The organism is Chitinophaga sp. W3I9 (genome assembly GCF_050434025.1).
In the GTDB taxonomy this organism is placed as follows: Bacteria; Bacteroidota; Bacteroidia; order Chitinophagales; family Chitinophagaceae; genus Chitinophaga.
In genome coordinates this window covers 4,990,198-5,007,875 of record NZ_JBNPWC010000001.1, presented here as the reverse complement: position 1 = coordinate 5,007,875, position 17,678 = coordinate 4,990,198, and the positions used below count along the sequence as shown (strand labels likewise).

15 protein-coding genes and 1 pseudogene are annotated in these 17,678 nt (G+C 47.7%); 5 read left to right on the top strand and 11 right to left on the bottom strand.

All coding sequences use genetic code 11. The annotated features are described in order from the left end of the window. Positions 1–20: 20 nt before the first annotated feature. The 6 genes from QFZ51_RS20505 to QFZ51_RS20480 all read right to left on the bottom strand — a co-directional run bounded on the left by QFZ51_RS20505 (position 21) and on the right by QFZ51_RS20480 (position 7,001). Positions 21–1,454, bottom strand: coding sequence for a TolC family protein (locus tag QFZ51_RS20505; protein ID WP_429048426.1), 1,434 nt, complete (start codon positions 1,452–1,454; stop codon positions 21–23). After that, positions 1,447–2,304, bottom strand: a complete 858-nt coding sequence (locus tag QFZ51_RS20500; RefSeq protein ID WP_429048425.1) for an efflux RND transporter permease subunit — start codon at positions 2,302–2,304, stop codon at positions 1,447–1,449. The genes QFZ51_RS20505 and QFZ51_RS20500 overlap by 8 nt, the downstream gene beginning before the upstream one ends. Before the next feature lie 40 nt (positions 2,305–2,344). Next, positions 2,345–4,615: an efflux RND transporter permease subunit gene (locus QFZ51_RS20495; RefSeq protein WP_429048424.1), complete on the bottom strand. Its 2,271-nt coding sequence runs from the start codon at positions 4,613–4,615 to the stop codon at positions 2,345–2,347. Between the two features lie 22 nt (positions 4,616–4,637). Beyond that, positions 4,638–5,720: an efflux RND transporter periplasmic adaptor subunit gene (locus tag QFZ51_RS20490; RefSeq protein ID WP_429048423.1), complete on the bottom strand. Its 1,083-nt coding sequence runs from the start codon at positions 5,718–5,720 to the stop codon at positions 4,638–4,640. 159 nt (positions 5,721–5,879) lie between these two features. Next, on the bottom strand, positions 5,880–6,269 hold the full coding sequence (locus tag QFZ51_RS20485) for a hypothetical protein (protein WP_429048421.1): 390 nt from the start codon (positions 6,267–6,269) through the stop codon (positions 5,880–5,882). Between the two features lie 363 nt (positions 6,270–6,632). After that, a complete protein-coding gene (locus tag QFZ51_RS20480) occupies positions 6,633–7,001 on the bottom strand; it encodes a winged helix-turn-helix transcriptional regulator (protein ID WP_429048419.1) in 369 nt (122 codons plus the stop codon). A gap of 137 nt (positions 7,002–7,138) precedes the next feature. On the opposite strand from QFZ51_RS20480, the gene QFZ51_RS20475 reads away from it, so the two are divergent. Then, on the top strand, positions 7,139–7,891 hold the full coding sequence (locus QFZ51_RS20475; protein WP_429048417.1) for an SDR family NAD(P)-dependent oxidoreductase: 753 nt from the start codon (positions 7,139–7,141) through the stop codon (positions 7,889–7,891). Positions 7,892–7,900: 9 nt separating this feature from the next. Here QFZ51_RS20475 and QFZ51_RS20470 read toward each other — a convergent pair whose 3' ends face one another. Continuing rightward, complete coding sequence (locus tag QFZ51_RS20470; protein ID WP_429048415.1) at positions 7,901–8,206, bottom strand: hypothetical protein; 306 nt, start codon at positions 8,204–8,206, stop codon at positions 7,901–7,903. 155 nt (positions 8,207–8,361) lie between these two features. Between QFZ51_RS20470 and QFZ51_RS20465 the strand changes: the two genes are divergently transcribed. From QFZ51_RS20465 to QFZ51_RS20450, 4 genes and pseudogenes are all read left to right on the top strand, one after another. Then, positions 8,362–8,793 (top strand): SRPBCC family protein, encoded by a 432-nt coding sequence (locus QFZ51_RS20465; protein WP_429048413.1) that lies wholly within the window; start codon positions 8,362–8,364, stop codon positions 8,791–8,793. Between the two features lie 254 nt (positions 8,794–9,047). Continuing rightward, positions 9,048–9,365: pseudogene (locus QFZ51_RS20460) on the top strand (ArsR/SmtB family transcription factor); the annotation flags it as partial. Next, positions 9,366–9,869, top strand: coding sequence for an SRPBCC family protein (locus QFZ51_RS20455; RefSeq protein WP_370910688.1), 504 nt, complete (start codon positions 9,366–9,368; stop codon positions 9,867–9,869). A gap of 73 nt (positions 9,870–9,942) precedes the next feature. Next, positions 9,943–10,320, top strand: coding sequence for a DoxX family membrane protein (locus QFZ51_RS20450; RefSeq protein ID WP_370910689.1), 378 nt, complete (start codon positions 9,943–9,945; stop codon positions 10,318–10,320). Between the two features lie 111 nt (positions 10,321–10,431). On the opposite strand, the gene QFZ51_RS20445 is transcribed toward QFZ51_RS20450, so the two are convergent. From QFZ51_RS20445 to QFZ51_RS20430, 4 genes are all read right to left on the bottom strand, one after another. After that, positions 10,432–14,532 (bottom strand): glycoside hydrolase family 2 TIM barrel-domain containing protein, encoded by a 4,101-nt coding sequence (locus QFZ51_RS20445; RefSeq protein ID WP_429048412.1) that lies wholly within the window; start codon positions 14,530–14,532, stop codon positions 10,432–10,434. Positions 14,533–14,589: 57 nt separating this feature from the next. Further along, entirely contained in the window at positions 14,590–15,720 is a 1,131-nt protein-coding gene (locus QFZ51_RS20440) for a FecR family protein (RefSeq protein ID WP_429048410.1), read from the bottom strand. A 41-nt stretch (positions 15,721–15,761) separates the two neighbouring features. Then, entirely contained in the window at positions 15,762–16,301 is a 540-nt protein-coding gene (locus QFZ51_RS20435) for a sigma-70 family RNA polymerase sigma factor (protein WP_370910692.1), read from the bottom strand. A 112-nt stretch (positions 16,302–16,413) separates the two neighbouring features. Beyond that, positions 16,414–17,676: an SGNH/GDSL hydrolase family protein gene (locus QFZ51_RS20430; protein WP_429048408.1), complete on the bottom strand. Its 1,263-nt coding sequence runs from the start codon at positions 17,674–17,676 to the stop codon at positions 16,414–16,416. Between the last annotated feature and the right edge of the window lie 2 nt (positions 17,677–17,678).

The following is a 17,678-nucleotide window of genomic DNA, read 5'->3' as shown; positions in this document are numbered from 1 at the left end:
TTTTTATGCAGAATACTATTTTATTTCCAGCCACCTCCAAGATCCCTGTAAACATTAATCACAGCATTCAACTGTTGTTTTTTTGTTTCTATCAGGTCGAGTTTGGATTCCAAAGCATCCCGTTGTGTCATCAGCACTTCCAGGTAATCGGCCCTGGCCGACTTGAACAGGTCGTTGGAAATATCGATGGAACGGGTGAGGGCATCCACTTGTTTCGATTTCAGATCATAGCTCTTTTCCAGGTTACTGATGCTGGAAAGCTGATTGGAAACTTCGAAGTATGCATTTAAAATGGTGCGCTCATAATTATATATGGCCTGCAATTGCCGTGCATTGGCGTTACTGAATTCGGCTTTAATGGCATTCCGGTTGATAAGCGGCCCTGCCAGGTCTCCTGCAAGAGAGTACAATAAAGACTCCGGCATCTTGAACAGGTAAGACGGCTTAAATGCCTGGAATCCTGCTCCTGCAGAAATGCCCAGGGAAGGATAGAATTCTGCCCGCGCAATTTTCACATCCAGTTTAGCAGCAGCCAATTCCAATTCTGCTTTCTTAATGTCCGGCCGGTTAGCCAATAATTGTGAAGGAATACCGGAACTTACCGCCGGAGGCACCGCGCTCAGGAAGTTACCCTTGTCCCGGGTAATCTCCTGCGGATAGCGTCCCAGCAGGAAGTTGATCTTGTTTTCTGTTTCTTTTATATTTTGAAGAATGTCGAATTCCAGGCTTTGCGACTTCAGTACTTCGGCCTGAAATTTCTGCACGGCCAGCTCCGTAACCCTGGTGGCTTCTTTCTGCACTTTTACAATCTCAAGGGCATTTTTTTGCAGCTCAATGTTTTGTTTAACAATCAGGAGCTGGTTGTCGAGAGCCAGGAGTTCATAGTAAGAATTAGCTACTTCCGCAACGAGGTTTGTCAGTACAAAGTTTTTACCTTCCACGGTGGATAAATACCTGGTTACTGCCGCCTTTTTGGCGTTATGCAGTTTTTTCCAGATATCCACTTCCCAGTTGGCATAAGCGCCGATAGACAAATCCGTTAACGGATCGGGCATTTCTTTACCGGGAGTGATTTCCGTAGAGGCATCACCGGCGCCCTGGCTGGTATATCTTCCTACTTTTTCCACGCCAACACCCGCTCTGGCAGTCACTGTTGGCAGTAACGCGCCCTGCCTGAACCGGATATCATTCCTGGCTATTTCAACTTCCTGCAGGGTGACCATCAACTCCTGGTTGTTTTTCAGTGCGGTGTCTACCAGGTCCGCGAGGTTTTTATCGGTGAAAAAGTTTCTCCATTCAATTGCTGCCGTATTTGTCGTATCCCCGTTGCCGTTATAAGACCCGGGAACGGACCTGTTCTCAGCCGAGGGCAGGCTGGCCGGCACCCTGCAACTGGCGATGGCCAGGCAAATACCAGTCAGGCCAACGCCGCTATGTATCCTGAATTTATACATTGTTATCAATTTCTTCTGTTAAAGGATTTTCTTCTTCGTCTTTCACAAGCGCATGTCCTTCTGCAAGTCTGCCGAAGATGTAGTACAGTCCGGGTATGATCAGCACGCCGAAAACAGTTCCGAAAAGCATACCTCCGGCAGCGGCGGTACCAATGGTACGGTTACCAACCCTGCCTGGGCCGGAGGCCAGTACCAGCGGGATCAGCCCTGCAATAAACGCGAAGGAGGTCATGAGAATAGGCCGGAACCTTACCTTTGATCCTTCCATGGCCGCTTTCAACACAGTTTCCCCCGCACGGTGTTTCTGCACCGCAAACTCCACGATCAGCACCGCATTTTTACCCAGCAAACCGATGAGCATCACCATGGCTACCTGCGCATAAATGTTATTCTCCAGTCCCAGGCATTTCAATAAAAAGAATGCGCCGAAGATACCGGGAGGTAAGGAGAGAATTACTGCCAGCGGCAGGATAAAGCTCTCGTATTGTGCAGCCAGGATCAGGTATACGAAACCAAGACAGATCAGGAATATATAGATGGCCTGGTTGCCCTGGGCCACCTCGTCTTTTGAAATACCGGCCCAGTCGATGCCAAACCCTCTCGGGAGGCTCTTTTGCGCCACTTCATTGATTACCTTGATGGCCTCGCCGCTGCTATACCCCGGTGCGGCGGCGCCGCTGATTTCCGAGGCGTTGTACATATTGTGCCGGGTGATCTCTGATAAGCCATACACCTTTTCCATTTTCATGAAATCCGAAAACGGCACCATCTCATCACGGTCGTTCTTTACGTAAAGCTTCAGGATATCGTCGGGTAATGCCCTGTACTGTGGCGATGCCTGTACGATCACTTTATACTGGCGATCGAATTTGATAAAGCTGATTTCGTAGTTACTCCCCCACCAGGGTGGACAGCGTATTCATGGCATTGTCGATGCTGACGCCTTTTTGCTGCGCGATATCATTATCAATTCTCAGCATATACTGCGGGAAGCTGGCGCTGTAGAAGCTGAATACAGACGATAGTTCCGGGCGTTTGCCCAGTTCTTTCACAAAGTCGCGGCTCACTGTTTCCATCTTCTTATAATCACCTGATCCGGCTTTATCCAGCAAACGTAATTCGAAGCCACCGGCGGCTCCGTAGCCCGGCACAGCAGGCGGCTGGAAAAATTCGATAGTAGCGCCGGTGATGTCTTTGGATTTTTCTTCCAGTTCACTGATGATTTCCTGGACAGAATGTTTCCTGTCTTCCCAGCTCTTCAGGTTAATGAGGCAAGTGCCCGAATTGGAACCCGTTCCTTCGGTAAGAATTTCATAACCTGCGAGGGAAGAAACGGATTGTACACCTTCCACGCCTTCAGCAATTTTCTGCAGCTTTTCAGCTATCTGGTTGGTTCTTTCCAGGGATGATCCGGGTGGCGTTTGTATGATGGCATAGAACATTCCCTGATCTTCGTTGGGAATAAAGCCCGAAGGAACCGTTTTATTCATGATCCATATTCCGGCACAGAAAGCCACCAGTATACCAAAGGTGAGCGCCCGCCTGTTAACGATGACACCCAGTATTTTCTGATACTTTCCGGAGGTGCGGTTGAATGAATTATTAAAGCCGTCCAGGAATTTGCTGAGCGCATTTTTCTTTTTGGCTTCTCCATGTGTATTCTTCAGGATCATGGCGCAAAGCGCTGGTGTAAGCGTAAGCGCTACCACCCCCGACAGGATAATGGCGGTGGCCATGGTGATGGAAAACTGCCGGTAGAAGATACCTACCGGGCCCGACATGAATGCAACCGGGATAAACACTGCTGCCATCAGAAACGTGATAGCCACGATAGCGCCGGCGATTTCATGCATGGCTTTTTTGGTGGCCTTCAGCGGTGAGAGGTGTTCTTCTTCCATTTTTGCATGCACCGCTTCAATTACCACGATCGCATCATCTACTACCACGCCGATGGCCAGCACCAGCGCAAACAGCGTGATGAGGTTGAGCGTGATACCCAAAAACTGCATGAATACAAATGTTCCGATGAGCGACACCGGTACGGCCATAGCAGGAATGAGGGTCGAGCGCCAGTCACCCAGAAACAGGAATACCACCAAACCTACCAGCACAAAGGCCTCCAGCAGAGTATGGATTACCTTTTCAATGGAGGCGTCGAGGAATTTGGATACATCATAGCTGATTTCATAATCCATTCCTTTGGGAAACGAATTGGCTTTGATCTCCGCCATTTTGGCCTTTACATCCCTGATCACCTGGCTGGCATTACTTCCGTACGATTGCTTGAGCACAATGGCGGCCGAAGGTTTGCCGTTCAGGTTGGAGTAGATATCGTACATAGAGCTGCCAAACTCCACGTCGGCTACGTCTTTCAGCCGCAGTATTTCGCCGTTCGGGCTGGACCGGAGGATTACATTTTCATATCCTTCCTTATTCGTAAACCTTCCGGGGTATTTCAGCACATATTCAAAGGTCTGGGATCTTTTCCCGGAGCTTTCGCCGGTTTTACCCGGAGATGCTTCCAGGCTTTGTTCACCCAGCGCCTTCATTACTTCGTCGGCGGAAATTTTGTAAGCCAGCATGCGGTCTGGTTTCAGCCAGATCCTCATGGCATATTCCCGGTTACCGAGAATGTCAGCGAAGCCAACACCATCTACTCTTTTTAATTCCGGTAAGATGTTGATATCAGCGAAATTGAAAAGGAATTTCTGGTCCGTTTGCGGATCATCACTGTAAAGGTTGATGTACATGAGCATGTTGGATTCCTCACGGGTGATCTTTACACCTTCACGTACGACCAGTGGCGGCAGTTTGTTCACTACGGATGCCACGCGGTTTTGAACATTCAACGATGCCTGGTTTGGATCGGTACCCAGGTTGAATACTACCTGGATAGAAGCCTCTCCATCATTACCCGCATCGGAGGCAATGTATTTCATTCCCGGAACGCCGTTGATGGCCCTTTCCAGCGGAATGATCACTGATTTGATCATCAATTCACCGTTCGCTCCCGGGTATTCCGCGGTTACATTCACCTTTGGCGGCGATATGGAAGGGAACTGGGTTACCGGTAGCTGAGATATGGCTAAAGCGCCGAGGAAAACGATAATGAGCGATATTACTATGGACAGAACCGGTCGCTGTATAAACTTATTAAGCATTGATCTACACTATTAGATTGAACTATTCCGCTTTTAATCGCAGATGGGAAATAACTTCCTCGGGTTTCCGGTATTCATAGGTGATCTTATCATCATCTTTTACTTTCTGAACACCTTCGAGCAGTATCTTATCAGTTTCTGAAATGCCGTTTTCAACTACGTACATGTCGGGCATCTGCCCACGGATGGCAATGTTCCTGGATTTTACCATGTTGTTTTTGTCAACCACAAAAACATATAATTTATCCTGGATTTCGTAAGTTGCCTTTTGCGGTATGACCAATGCATTTTTAAGCGGAATGGTCATGAGCACTTTGCCTGTTTCTCCATTCCTTAAAAGCTTGTCAGGATTTGGGAATCTTGCCCTGAAGGCAATATTTCCGGTTTCATTGTTAAACTCGCTTTCAATGGTTTCCACATCTCCTTTATATTGGAGGGGCTGGTTATTGGCCAGGAGCAGGCTTACTTTGTTGCTTCCGCGGCCTTTTGCATTGGTGGCATAGTCGAGGTATTCCGGCTCAGATACATTGAAATAGGCGAACATCTGGCTGTTGTCTGAAAGGCTGGTCAGCAGACCACCTTCATCGATAACACTTCCCAGCTTGAATGGAATACGGTCAATGGTGCCGTCGAACGGCGCCCTGATTTCTGTGAACGAGAGGTGGAGTTTCGCCAGTGCCATTTCGGCCTTTGCCTGGTCAAGTTTGGCCTGCGCCATGGCCTGCTCATTTTTTGACACCACATTTTTGTCGACCAGGGTTTTGGTATTCTGCAGTTCTATCTCTGCTGCTTTGGCTTCTGCCTCTGCTTTCTGGAGTTCCGCCTCATAAACTTTCGGCATGATTCTGAACAGCAGCTGACCTGCTTTTACAAACTGGCCCTCATCTACATAGATGTTCTGGAGATACCCCCGTTCCTGGACCCTGATCTCGATGTTCCTGACAGATTTTATCTGCGAAACATATTCGTTGGTAAATGAAGTGTCGATTCTTACCGGGCTGGTAACGGTAAACTTGCCCGCCTCTTCTTTTACTTCTTTTTTTGATTTACAGCTTGTATGGCATAACATGACAAACAAGCCCGTAAACATGACAATTCTACTCATAATATTAAATGGATATTAAGCGATGGGATGCTTGTAAGGCAGGGATGCCTATGGACGCAAAAGGATCAGTCGCCGGAGCAGGAGCCCGGAGGAGTAAAATTAATATACATCCGCCAGGCATGAATAATCACACCTCCGGTAACTGATGTATACTATTGATCAGATTCTTAAAACGCTTTGCGTAATGTATCTATTGGAAAGATGCCCCAGATAAGGTGCGGGGGCTTTAAAGCATTTATGGAGATAACTTAAAACGTCGAGGTCGGGGAGGGTCAGGTAATACCTGGCCAGCAGTTTATATTTTCTGGCCAGAAAATTATTCGCATCTTCCTCTTCAATGTCATCACTTATCAGGCATTCTTCTTCAGTATCTAAATTGCTGACAACAGAATTATCCTGGTTGGTGTCGGTAAATTTAATCCGGTGTTTGTGTTCAACATTCCTGGCGAAAGAGTTGGAAATATCGTTATGATGGGTAGCTGTAAAAGCATAGCCTTCCCCCCGGAGCAGGAGGAAACACAGATATGCGAAAAATATAGCTACTCTCATTTGGGGGCCAAAAGTAATAAAACTTTGAGAGCAAACGAAAAAATCATGGGGTTTAGCTTGTGAAGAAACTGTTATTTTTCGTTTGAGGTGTTTTTATCAAATATGATAATTATATAAATATATTTACCGAAGCGCCGGGAAGCCGTTGGTGGGCGGCATCTTAATCGATGCCCAGGTCACTTGTAAAAGATTTATCAGGAGTTATCTCATAGTAGTCAAGGCCTGTTTTGGCAACGGTAATACCCATTACGATAACATATACTTCATATTTACTTTTGATCTCATTTTTATCAATCAGCGTTTTAAAATTGCGGGCGCATATGGCGGTTGTGAATTGGTCGATGGTAATAGGGGTCCAGTTAATTACACAATTTCTTTCTTCGTTAAATCCCGGTGTTTGCCTCCCCAGGCACTTAGCTGTTTAAAGATAGGACCGAACTCCAATGCCATTTCAGTGAGTTCATATTCCACCCGTGGAGGCACTTCCGCGTATACAGTTCGTTTAACCAGCCCGTCCTGTTCCATTGCCCGTAACTGCAGGGTTAACATGCGTTCTGTAATGTAGTAGAACTCGTGTTTCAATTCACTGAACCGCATTTTTTTCTCCGCTAATTTATCCAGGATAAGAATTTTCCACCTGCCGCCGATTTTATTCACAGCATAGGTAAGATCACATTCCACAATGATGTTTTCATTGCGGCTATAAGTTGAGTTTTTCTTTCTGGTTGCCATTACTTACACGTTTGTTAGTACCGTACAATTGGTTGTATAGCCTGTAAATTTAGATGCTACCCGCTACTTTTACAAAGAAATTTTCAGCCTTTGTCTTTGGGTATGAAAATGAGTTTTACAAAGATTAATCTAAAAATATGGATCTGTATTTAAGCGGGAAAACCGCAGTAGTAACGGGCGCCAGCCAGGGAATTGGCCGGGCAATTGCAAAAGAACTGGCTATTGAAGGAGTGAAGGTCCTGGCCGTTGGAAGAAACGAAGCGTTACTGGATAGCTTTAAAGCGGAAGTGGCAGGGGCAGGTGGCATGGAGCCGGTTATTTTTAGCCAGGACCTGGTTGCGCCGGACGGGCCGCAAAAGATTGCCGCCGCGGCGTTGTCCATTTTGGGGCACGTGGATATTCTTATTAACAATGCGGGCCGTAGCCGGCCGGTGGATGTTGTTGGGCCGGAGGAGCCGTGGGTGGAGTCAATGACACTGGACTTCGACCGCCAGCGGCAATTAACGCAACAGCTGTTGCCCCATTTTATAGCACGCAAGCAGGGGGCCATCCTGAACCTGATCAGCACGTATGAATTACGCACCATCAATGTGTCGGCGATAGCCAAAGCTGCGGTGGTAGCATGGTCCAAACAACTTTCAGGGCAACTGGGAAAATATGGCATCCGGGTTAACTGCCTGCAGCCAGGCTTAATAGATACAGAAAATATACGGCCCTACTTTCCGGGCGAGGAACGCCGGAAATTTGCTGAGCGCGAAATCCCGCTGGGTGATTTTGGCACACCACAGGACATGGCCAACATGGCTGTTTTCCTGGTGTCGCCCCGTGCAGGGTATGTTACTGGTGCTGTTGCCACTGTTGATGGAGGAATGCGTTATCACGCGTTCTGATCAATGGCCTTATGCTACATCAGGGGTTGGCGGATCCGGAGGGTAATGGATGGTGGTGAAGCTTATGATCTCGACAGTTACGTTGCCGATAAAATCCGGGTATTGTGAGCGAAGTAATGGAAACAGTTCTTCGGGCGCTTCATCACTCACATAGTAAGCATTAAACTGCTCTACAGACAAATTTAACCGGTCAGCGATCTGGGAGTGGGTTACTATGGCACCTTTCTCGTTTGCCTTCTTTTTTAAGAATTGTATAGTTCCCCGGAACGTTTCCTTCCGGCTGCTGGATTCTTCAGAGCATTCATCTTCCATCATCAGGGATAATTGTTGATAAACTTAAAGCTATTAAATTTTCTATACCCTCACAATTTTTTAATAGCTGCGTTTAAAGTTTAGCTAAATTCATAGGATGAAAAATCAGTCCTTGCTGAGAAAAATACTTTGGGCCACGGAATAATAAAGTTCAAAGAATGGAAAAAATGATAGACAGAAAAGTAATAATCAATGCTCCTGTTGCGGAGGTATGGAAAACAATTACAGATGTTAGACGAATGACACAATGGATGGGAGGTGCAGAGCTGAATCTCAGTGTTGCCACTACCTGGGAAGTAGGATCGCCATTAGTCGTCAGCGGCTTTCATCATGCAAGGTTTGAGAACAAAGGAACAGTGCTGGAATATTCACCAGGACATGCAGTCAGTTATGACTTTTTAAGTTCATTGTCCCGGTTGCCCGATAGCCGGGAGAATTATACAGTTATCCGGTTTGCACTGGCGCCGGAGGATGGGCATACTTTGTTGTCGCTGACACTCACTAATTTCCCCACGAAGACTATATACCAGCATTTGAATTTCTATTGGAATGGTACGCTGGGAATTCTGAAAAGAATGATTGAAGGTTAAAAAGCAAGTAAAATATGGTGGGTCGGTTCCCAATTGCAGTACTAAGCTGGTCGTCAGACCGGCTTTTTTTATTCGATGAAATTTGCATTATATAGATTAAATCTGCTGATAATCAATTTATTGGAAGTGGTATTTACTTTTTTATCTGATACCTGTTCTCTTTTCTCGCCAAAAAAAGTTTCCCAAATATTTTGCGCAACCGATTAGTTGCTTATATTTGCAACTGATCGGTTGCATGAATAAATTACGGAGAAATGAGAAGAGATGTTTTTCAGGCTATTGCCGACCCGACCAGACGGGCCATTATATTGCTTATTGCGGTTCAGGCATTGACACCCAACGCCATAGCTGAACATTTTGAAATAAGCCGGCAGGCGGTTTCGAAACACCTGCGCATCCTGACGGAATGTGAACTGGTGAAACAGGAACAATCCGGCCGGGAAATTTTCTACCAGCTAAATGGTAATAAAATGCAGGAAATTGACAAATGGCTCGGGCAATTCAGGGAATTATGGGAGGGGAGATTTAATGAACTAGACCAAGTATTGTTAACTATAAAAAAACAAAAAGAAATGAGTAAGAACTTATCATTTGATTTTTCTGTAAACAAGGAGAACAACACCATCACCGTTAAACGGGAATTTGCCGCGGAACTTCCTTTGGTTTGGGACGCTTATACGAAAAGTGAAATCCTTGACCTCTGGTGGGCGCCAAAACCATGGAAAGCCAGAACAAAAACAATGGACTTCAGAGAAGGCGGACATTGGCATTATGCCATGGTGGGCCCGGAAGGCGAGGAACATTGGGCATTAGCCACCTACAAAAACATCCAGGTCCAGAAAAAATTTACGGGGCTTGATGCTTTTGCAGATGCAGCAGGAAATATCAATAAAGAGATGCCGCAATCGGAATGGAACGTCACCTTTGTTGACAAAGGAGCCGTAACACTGGTGCAATTGCACATCTCTTATGCCGATCTTGCTCAACTGGAAGCAACCATCCAAATGGGCTTCAAAGAAGGTCTGGGAATGGCTATGGAAGGATTGGACGAACTGTTGCCATCATTAAAAAAATAGAATTTCTCCACAACTCATATTGCGGATATACAGCAGATAAAAATGAAATGTATATTTACGGAAAATAAAAACTATGAAAAACAAAATCCTATTTGTCGTAAGTCTTCTTTTCGGACTTATGTTTATTAACGCGGGACTGAACAAATTCTTTAACTACATGCCGGTACCCAAAGACATGCCTGAGAGCATGATGAAGTTAATGGGCGCCTTTATGCAGATAAGCTGGTTAATGCCGCTTGTTGGAGCAGCTGAAGTGATAGGCGGTGCGCTTTTCATTCCTAATAAAACCAGGGCACTTGGCGCAATAGTTATTCTCCCGGTAATGGTAGGAATTGTTTTAACAAATATCTTATATGCTCCTTCAGGGCTGCCTATCGCACTTGTGATGCTGGCAATTAATATCTGGGTAATCATTGAAAACCGGAAGAAGTATTTGCCAATGGTAAGCTAAGTAGTGCATTGAGATCATTTAAAAAGCCTCCAGGTTATAGGACCTGGAGGCTTTTTGTTTCTTAAACCGGAAGCAGGGTTAACGCTGAACGTTATACCGGCAAAAAAGATGCTACCAGTACACAAACTGGTAAGGATCAAAGAAACGATATCCTACCGGGTAAAAACTGTCTCCTTCCGTTGCATTGGTTTGCGCCTCGCCGGCTTCCGGATACGCCATATTGGCCCAGAAACCAAACCCGCCTTTGCCGGAGGCAACTTTGATAGTGAGAATATTTTCACCTGCGGAAAGAGAAACCGGGAGGATAAATTCGTTTTCCCTTTTCTGGTGGTTAGCGTCTACACGCAGGATGGATTTGCCATTCAGCCATACTTCCATCCAGTAGTCCACGCCCATACGAAGAATGGCTTTTTGTGCCACTGGACTGTTCATACTTTTGGTTACATACGCTACCGCATTATCGTCTTTGCCGCCGAAGACTTTACTGAGGTCTACAAAGCCATGCTGACCGGCATTCACCGTTTGCCGCCAATCCAGCACTTTGCCCTCTGCTGTTTTATAAGTAAGGTTCGGATTCTCCGCGCCGGCAATAGCATCCTGCTGCCCCGGAAGAGTAGTCGCCAATATCTTCACGCCGCTGGATGTATTGGCAGTATAAGGTCCCAGCACTTTCCAGGAGCTGAGTGTTTGGAAAGAAAGCGGGCGGTTTACCTTACAGAGCCTGCGGGCAGTTGCAGGGGAAGGAGCAGCGCCAATATTGGTGAGCAATTGTGCTGTCAACTGATGCATGCGGATCACACTTAACCGGACGGCTTCCTGTTTCTCAGGAGCATTTGCATAACGTTGCGCCAGTTGATCCGGGGTTATTTGCAGATAGATGCTTTTACCCTTACCGGTGTTTATTACTGAAAGAAGCCCGTCACATAATGAGGATGAAGTAAACGCGGTTACCTGTATGGTATCCCGCCACCGTAACAGGTTAGGGCCGATGGCTCTGAATAGCTGCCCGGCTTTTCCAGGCTGTGCATGTACGATAGTTTTAGCGATCGTATTTAATCCCTGCTGTGATAAAAATGATGGCTGCTGTGGAAGATAAAATGCAATGCCACCGGCGGCAACAAATGCCTTGACCTGTGGCGGTATGGTCGTTTTGCCTGCACCAAATACCCATATGGCATTGCCGGCGCCGGGGCCTTCCCGCAGGGCGATGCCCGCATCGGTGAGCAGTTTCCTGCCGGTGCTGTCGCCGCTATAATATACCTCGCGTAAACCGGGAAGCGACGGCGCCTGCGACGTAAACAGGTTTTTTGCCAGCAGTGTGGCTGCGGGATCAGTGCCAACGCGGCCGGTAAGATCGAGTGAACAAAAAGTTACTTTGCCTTTGCCATACCGCCATTCCAGCAACGGCGTGTACGCCATATCAAATTCAGTTTGCAGGATAGGCGTGAAGCCCGCCACTTCAGGGGTTTTCAGTACTACGGAAGCAACCGCATGGCGATTGGTCCACTTTGGCGCATGCTGCGTGTCGTAGCTTTTTGCCTGCCTGCCTTCGGGTAAGAGGTCGGGACTGCCCCGCCAGTTGATCATATCTGCCGGCTGCAATCCCGCCAGGAGCGCACTTTTCCGGTCACGGATAAAAGTATAACGCGGCATGGTTTCTATCGTTTCAAAACCCATACCTTCCCATACGGCAGGTGACTGTTCCAGTATAATCACACGCAAACCGCGCGCAATATCTTTTTCATTATACGGCAGCGTGTCCCCCGGCTGCAGGGCCTCGCGGCCTATCACCAGTATGGCATCAGAGGAGATACGGCGACCTTTCTCCCATGCAGAATATTGTATGCCCAATTGCTTCAGTGAAGCTGCCGATTTCCCCGCAGGATCATAAAGCAACACCGGTGCTTTCACCACAGCAGGTGCGGGCCGCGGGAAAACAGTGAGGGCAAACGTATCGTTAGGCACCCCGGCAACGGCAAGCACCAGTTGCATGTCCGCCCGGACAGTTACGGCCGGCGCTTTCAGCAAAAGCGGAAACTGCTTTATTTCGCCGCCATTTACTGTCAATGATACAGATCCCTGCTGAAACACTTTATCGCCTTGTTTAAGTATCCATTTTGCTTCCGGCGCTATTTTATGAGGACCATCCCATACCACGGCCACCGTTTTTTCGAAAGTTTCTCCGCTAAAGAAGGTATGCGTTTTATCGGTATGCACTGGCGAACCGGCGAGGTAAACCAGCAATGGTTGATTGGCCTGTTTGAAAATATCGAAGCGTGGGTTGGCCCACAAAGGTTTGCCGGTAAGTGGAGCGGTGAGTGATTTGTAACGTTGTGTGAAGCTTTTCAGTTTTTCCCCGTTGGGGTTGCCATAGCCTTCCAGCAGCCAGTACAACCAGCCTCCGTTAACGCCCCACGTGCGCCATGCACGGTTGGTGTTGCGCGTAAATAATTCCTGGAAGCGCCAGAAACCGGGATACTGTTGAAAGTCCATTTGTTCCCAGGTAGCGCTGCTGGCAGCATTGCTTTTTTCTATCGTTTGCCGCAGCCCTTTTTTTCCCTCAGTGGCATAGGCGGCATCACCGAGGTACATGGATAAATATTCCGTGAGCAGGAACTGCTTTCCCTTCCAGAAGTTATTCCAGTAAGGAGGTCCGAATTCAACGGCGGAATAAGGCATATTACCTTCCCTGGCCCAGGCCATCGGCCATTCTTCCCTTTCCTGCAGGGGTACAAAATTCAGGTACACGTTGGCGGACGACATGTCGCCTACGCTGCCATCGGCATGCGCAAACACCAGCCGCGTGGGATCTTCCTTTTTCACGATGCTGGACGCCAGGTCTATCACCTTGCCTTGCGTGGAATAAACGGAATCGCGTTTCCCCATCCTGGCCGGATCAATATTTGATTTTGGATTGGCGCTGTTCATAGCTATCACCCAGGCGAGAATACTGGGATGATTGCGGTAATGACGGGTAAAATAGGCGGCTTCTTTTTGATAGTCGTTCTGCAACTCCGGATCATGCAGCAGTTTATCACGCAGCACGGAAACAGAAGGGCCTGGCACGGTACAGCCCATGCCCGTACGGTCCATTTCATCGAGCATGTCTTCATGGAGAAGCGGCGTTTCTGCATCGTTCAGCCACCACAGTTTATGATGCGGCTGGAACTGGCCAACGTTGTAGCCAATCAGCCGGTAAAGCGACAAACCATATTGATTGGCGCCATACACATCTGTAACCCGCCAGCGAGAGAGGTGACCGTTCATAAACAGCTGGTTGCCGGCAGTCCATATTTCCCTGAAACCGAAGGTCACTTCCGGGTAACGGCAAAGCGTTTTACCGCCCTGCATCAATGCCACTTTTGCCTTGTAGAGGTAAGGACTATCCAGTTCCCAGCACACCGGGTTTTGCCATGAAGCCGTTATACGGTATACGTGTTTCCCATTTGCCAGCTGCATTGTTTTATTGGAAAGAGTAAGTGCCCGTTTACTATGCTGATCAATGATCTCCGCCTCCAAGTCGTAGGCGCCGCTTACATTTTTGGCATCCACCTCTACTTCAAGCGTCAGCATTTTATTCCTGAAAGAAGTAATACAGAATACATCGGTGATGGCCTGCTGTGCCCTGGCAATAATTGTAACAGGCGCCGTGATGCCCATTGGCCAATCCGCCATGGGAATGATGTTTCCCGCACCGTGCCTCGACACATAACGAAGCGGATCTTCTGTAAAGCCCCGGGAGATGCCGTTATAATCCCTGGTAACAAAAACACGGAGCGTGTTGGGTTGTCCGTAATGCAGGAATGGACCCAGGTTTACTTCACCACCGGGCCGGAGCACTTCTCCTACACGCTGCTGGCCAACAAATACAACAGCGTCGCCCTCTATCCGCCGGAAGTCGGCGATCACATTTTTGGGCTGCCAGTCAGCCGGGATGTTTACCTGCTGCTCATACCACAAACTGTTTACCTTATCCCGCGGCGTGTCGGCCCAGGCGCTGTTTTTACCGGAGGTGATCCTTCTCCAGTCGGTGGCGGCAACAGTGCCCCATTTGCTGCTATCGGGAGCAATATTCTGCGATTGTGCGGGCTGTACCTTCCAGGAACCGCTCAGTCGAAGCGTGTCCTGCGCATGTCCTGCAAGGGTGACCAGGAGGGCGGTAAAAGAAGCAATGATACGGTTGTTCAAAATAGTAAAACTTAAGTGCTGCATATACAACGCATCTTTAGGACTTAAATTCTACGGATATGGGTGAACGGTAAAAATGAATTATTTCAGGTGCAGCACGTTACCCTTGTAATAGTACTGAACACCAGAGGAAATAGCGATATTAGTGAGAAACACATCCAATGGCTTACGCTTGTCGATAGCGCCGGACAGCGTTTCGTTGGCCAGTGCCGGATTGTCGAATATAACAGGCACCTCAAACCAGCGCGAGATGATCACGGCAATACTGCTTAGTTTTTCATCACGGAAGTGGGTGGTGCCGTCCATCCACGACAGGGTATTGTAGGTATCAAAAGAGGTGGTAACAAATTTTCCGTCTTCATATACCGACTGATAACCGGGAGATAATTTTACTTTGATATCTTCGCTGCTGCTGACTACCGCCCCATCAACAAGAGACGTGGTAACCTTTGCAGGCTCATAGGCATGGATGTTGAAAGAGGTACCCAAGACTTCCACCCTTGTTTCACCGGCATGCACAATAAAAGGTTGCTGCTCATTTTTTGCTACTTTAAAATAGGCTTCGCCAGACAGGTATACCTCCCGGTTACCGCTCTTGAAAGCATAGGGAAAGCGGAGGCTGGACTGTGAGTTTAACCAGACTTCTGTTCCGTCTTTCAAAACTATTTTATAATCCAGTTTTCCCGGTACCATTAGCGTGGCCCATTCATCTGCTGCATTTTCCGGCGCAGTATAAGTAAGACGGTTGCCGCTGGTAACCAGTTTCATAGCACCCGCCGTAATGGTGTTGCCGGCGGAAGCAGACAACGGGATATCTTTCCCGTCCGACAAGCGGAGCAGCAGCGTGTTTTTAGCGAGTGGCAAAGTTGGTGGCCCGGAAGAAATATTTCTACCGGAAAAATACCAGGCCCCGCCAGCAGCTATAATAAGCAATATAACGGCTGCGGCTACACGCCATTTCCGTAGCAGGAATATGTTGGAGTGCGGCTGCAGTTGAGGTTGTATGTTGTTCCAGCCCCGGGTTTCATCGATACCGGCCATGAAGCGCCGGCTTTTATCATTGTCCAGTTCCTCCCGGATGTTATTCCACATATCGGCTACCGCCGCATCATTTTCAATGGCAGCGGTCACCAGCCGGTCGTCTTCTTCGCTGATAGACCCGGTTACTTTTTCAAAAAGTAATGCTCTTATATGTTCTCTGTTTACTTCCATCTGTAACTTAAAGACGATTTTTGCGCAAAAACGGGTGATCGTTATTTGTAGCCCGCAAACTTTTTTTGTAAGATTTTTAGTGCCAGCTTAAGATGCGTTTTAACAGAGTTAATGGTGATACCCATTTCTTCTGCCGCTTCTTTATACTTTTTATCTTCCAGGTAAACCAGGCTGAAAGCCCGTAAGCGCTGGTTAGGAAGCTCATTGAGGAGAAGGTCCATCTGTTGTGCAGTCTCTTTATTCTCTACAATATTTTCATTGATCTTATCTTCCAGTGTATTGGCATACGCATGAAATCTCTTATGCTCATTTTTTCCCTTCTCAATAAAACTGAGGCATTTATTACGGATAGCAGTGTGGAGGTACGACTTTACGGAGTAGGTAATGTTAAGATACAGTTGTTTATCCCATATTTCGATGAAAAGGGATTGTACCTGATCTTCCGCTTCTGTTTCATCCTTTAACAGGTAGTAAGCGTCAACATTCAGTGATTTGTAGTATTTCTTAAATAATTGTTCATACGCTTTTATATCACCCTGCCGGAGTTGATGCAATAAAAGCCCGTCGTCGTTATTATCCATGAAGAGATACTTATTAACGTGGTAAAAATCTCTATAACGTGTACTTAAAGTTAATATCTCTTTGTTAAGTTTCCCTCATTTATTTTTTATTTCCGGATGCCGGAGCGCTTCATTATTGCTGCTGGTTGGTGATACTGCCCAATAGCAGCAGCCAGCCTGCGTAACAGGCATTTTCATTATATTTTTCCAGGTCGCCGGGCTGGTTATCACCTGTTTTCAGGATGGCCATTTTATCTAACTTTTTACCGGATACTTCCAGGTTGATGGTGTGCGGTCCTGCTTCGAGCAGCGGCAGGAAAAAGTAATGCGTGCGATAGTACACGGCGTGACGGTCGAAGCGGGGATACTGTTTGGCGGCTTGTCCGTCTATCGTTACCTCATATTCACCGCATCCGGGGCCCACCAGGTCGTACAAACCTGCCAGGCGCCCGTTGAAATTTATCTGCAGTGATGACCCGGGGTATGTCGATTTAACAAGCAATGGAAAGCGTTGGCGGAATTGAACCGCCACGGTGTCGTTACTGTTGGAAAGATCAGACCACTGCCCGGTCCGGGGCAGGTCTTTCACAGCCACCAGCTGTGCATCTTCCCAGTTATCTTTGGTATAGGGAGCAATAAGCGTGTGTTTCAGCGGATGGTCGTTGGTTCTCAGCTGCTGCATGGCGCGCACCAGCGCTTCAGTGTACAGGCGGTGACCTGTTGTAGTGTTGGGATGGACGTTGTCTCCGGAAAAAACGAGTTTGTCCGGGTACTGATCCGGTTTCCCCTGGAACACCAGTTTGCCTTCTTTCAACAGTGCTAATGCCTGCATCCCAAGTTGTACGGAAGGAATGCCGTAGTGCTGTGCAATATGTTCCATGGCGAGCATGGTGGGCCATAGCTGTCCCTGTTGCAGCACCGGCAGCATATTCCCCGACATAGTGTATACAAAGCAAATGTCTGTCGACGGATTGGCTTTCCATATCTGCCGCACAATACCTTCCATTGTTTGGTGTACATACGGGCCGCCATCATTTACCGCAAATTCCACAAACACAAGATCCGGTTGCTGTGCCAGCACATCGCGGCGTAGCCGGAAAACGCCGAGGTCGGAGCCGGTTCCGCCTACACCGGCGTTGATCTGTTTTATTTGTGCCTGCGGGTATTGTTGCTGAAACCATTTCACCGATTGATCGCGCCAGCCGCCGGAGGCGGCGGTAATGCTGCCGCCAAAATAGGCAATGGTAAGCGGACCGCCGGATTTCAATTTCGCAAAGAAGTTGGGTAAGCCCCGGCGGAGGCGGTATTCCTGCATGGCGTTAAGCGAATCCGTTTGTGCATGCAGTGATAGTGATAATAAAAAGAGAAGCACTACACCTGTCAATCTTATCGGCATAT

Coding starts and splice junctions, on each gene's coding strand:
- QFZ51_RS20505 (WP_429048426.1), bottom strand. CDS start 1,454: ATGTATAAATTCAGGATACATAGCGGCGTTGGCCTGACTGGTATTTGC.
- QFZ51_RS20495 (WP_429048424.1), bottom strand. CDS start 4,615: ATGCTTAATAAGTTTATACAGCGACCGGTTCTGTCCATAGTAATATCG.
- QFZ51_RS20490 (WP_429048423.1), bottom strand. CDS start 5,720: ATGAGTAGAATTGTCATGTTTACGGGCTTGTTTGTCATGTTATGCCAT.
- QFZ51_RS20485 (WP_429048421.1), bottom strand. CDS start 6,269: ATGAGAGTAGCTATATTTTTCGCATATCTGTGTTTCCTCCTGCTCCGG.
- QFZ51_RS20480 (WP_429048419.1), bottom strand. CDS start 7,001: ATGGCAACCAGAAAGAAAAACTCAACTTATAGCCGCAATGAAAACATC.
- QFZ51_RS20475 (WP_429048417.1), top strand. CDS start 7,139: ATGGATCTGTATTTAAGCGGGAAAACCGCAGTAGTAACGGGCGCCAGC.
- QFZ51_RS20470 (WP_429048415.1), bottom strand. CDS start 8,206: ATGATGGAAGATGAATGCTCTGAAGAATCCAGCAGCCGGAAGGAAACG.
- QFZ51_RS20465 (WP_429048413.1), top strand. CDS start 8,362: ATGGAAAAAATGATAGACAGAAAAGTAATAATCAATGCTCCTGTTGCG.
- QFZ51_RS20455 (WP_370910688.1), top strand. CDS start 9,366: ATGAGTAAGAACTTATCATTTGATTTTTCTGTAAACAAGGAGAACAAC.
- QFZ51_RS20450 (WP_370910689.1), top strand. CDS start 9,943: ATGAAAAACAAAATCCTATTTGTCGTAAGTCTTCTTTTCGGACTTATG.
- QFZ51_RS20445 (WP_429048412.1), bottom strand. CDS start 14,532: ATGCAGCACTTAAGTTTTACTATTTTGAACAACCGTATCATTGCTTCT.
- QFZ51_RS20440 (WP_429048410.1), bottom strand. CDS start 15,720: ATGGAAGTAAACAGAGAACATATAAGAGCATTACTTTTTGAAAAAGTA.
- QFZ51_RS20435 (WP_370910692.1), bottom strand. CDS start 16,301: ATGGATAATAACGACGACGGGCTTTTATTGCATCAACTCCGGCAGGGT.
- QFZ51_RS20430 (WP_429048408.1), bottom strand. CDS start 17,676: ATGCCGATAAGATTGACAGGTGTAGTGCTTCTCTTTTTATTATCACTA.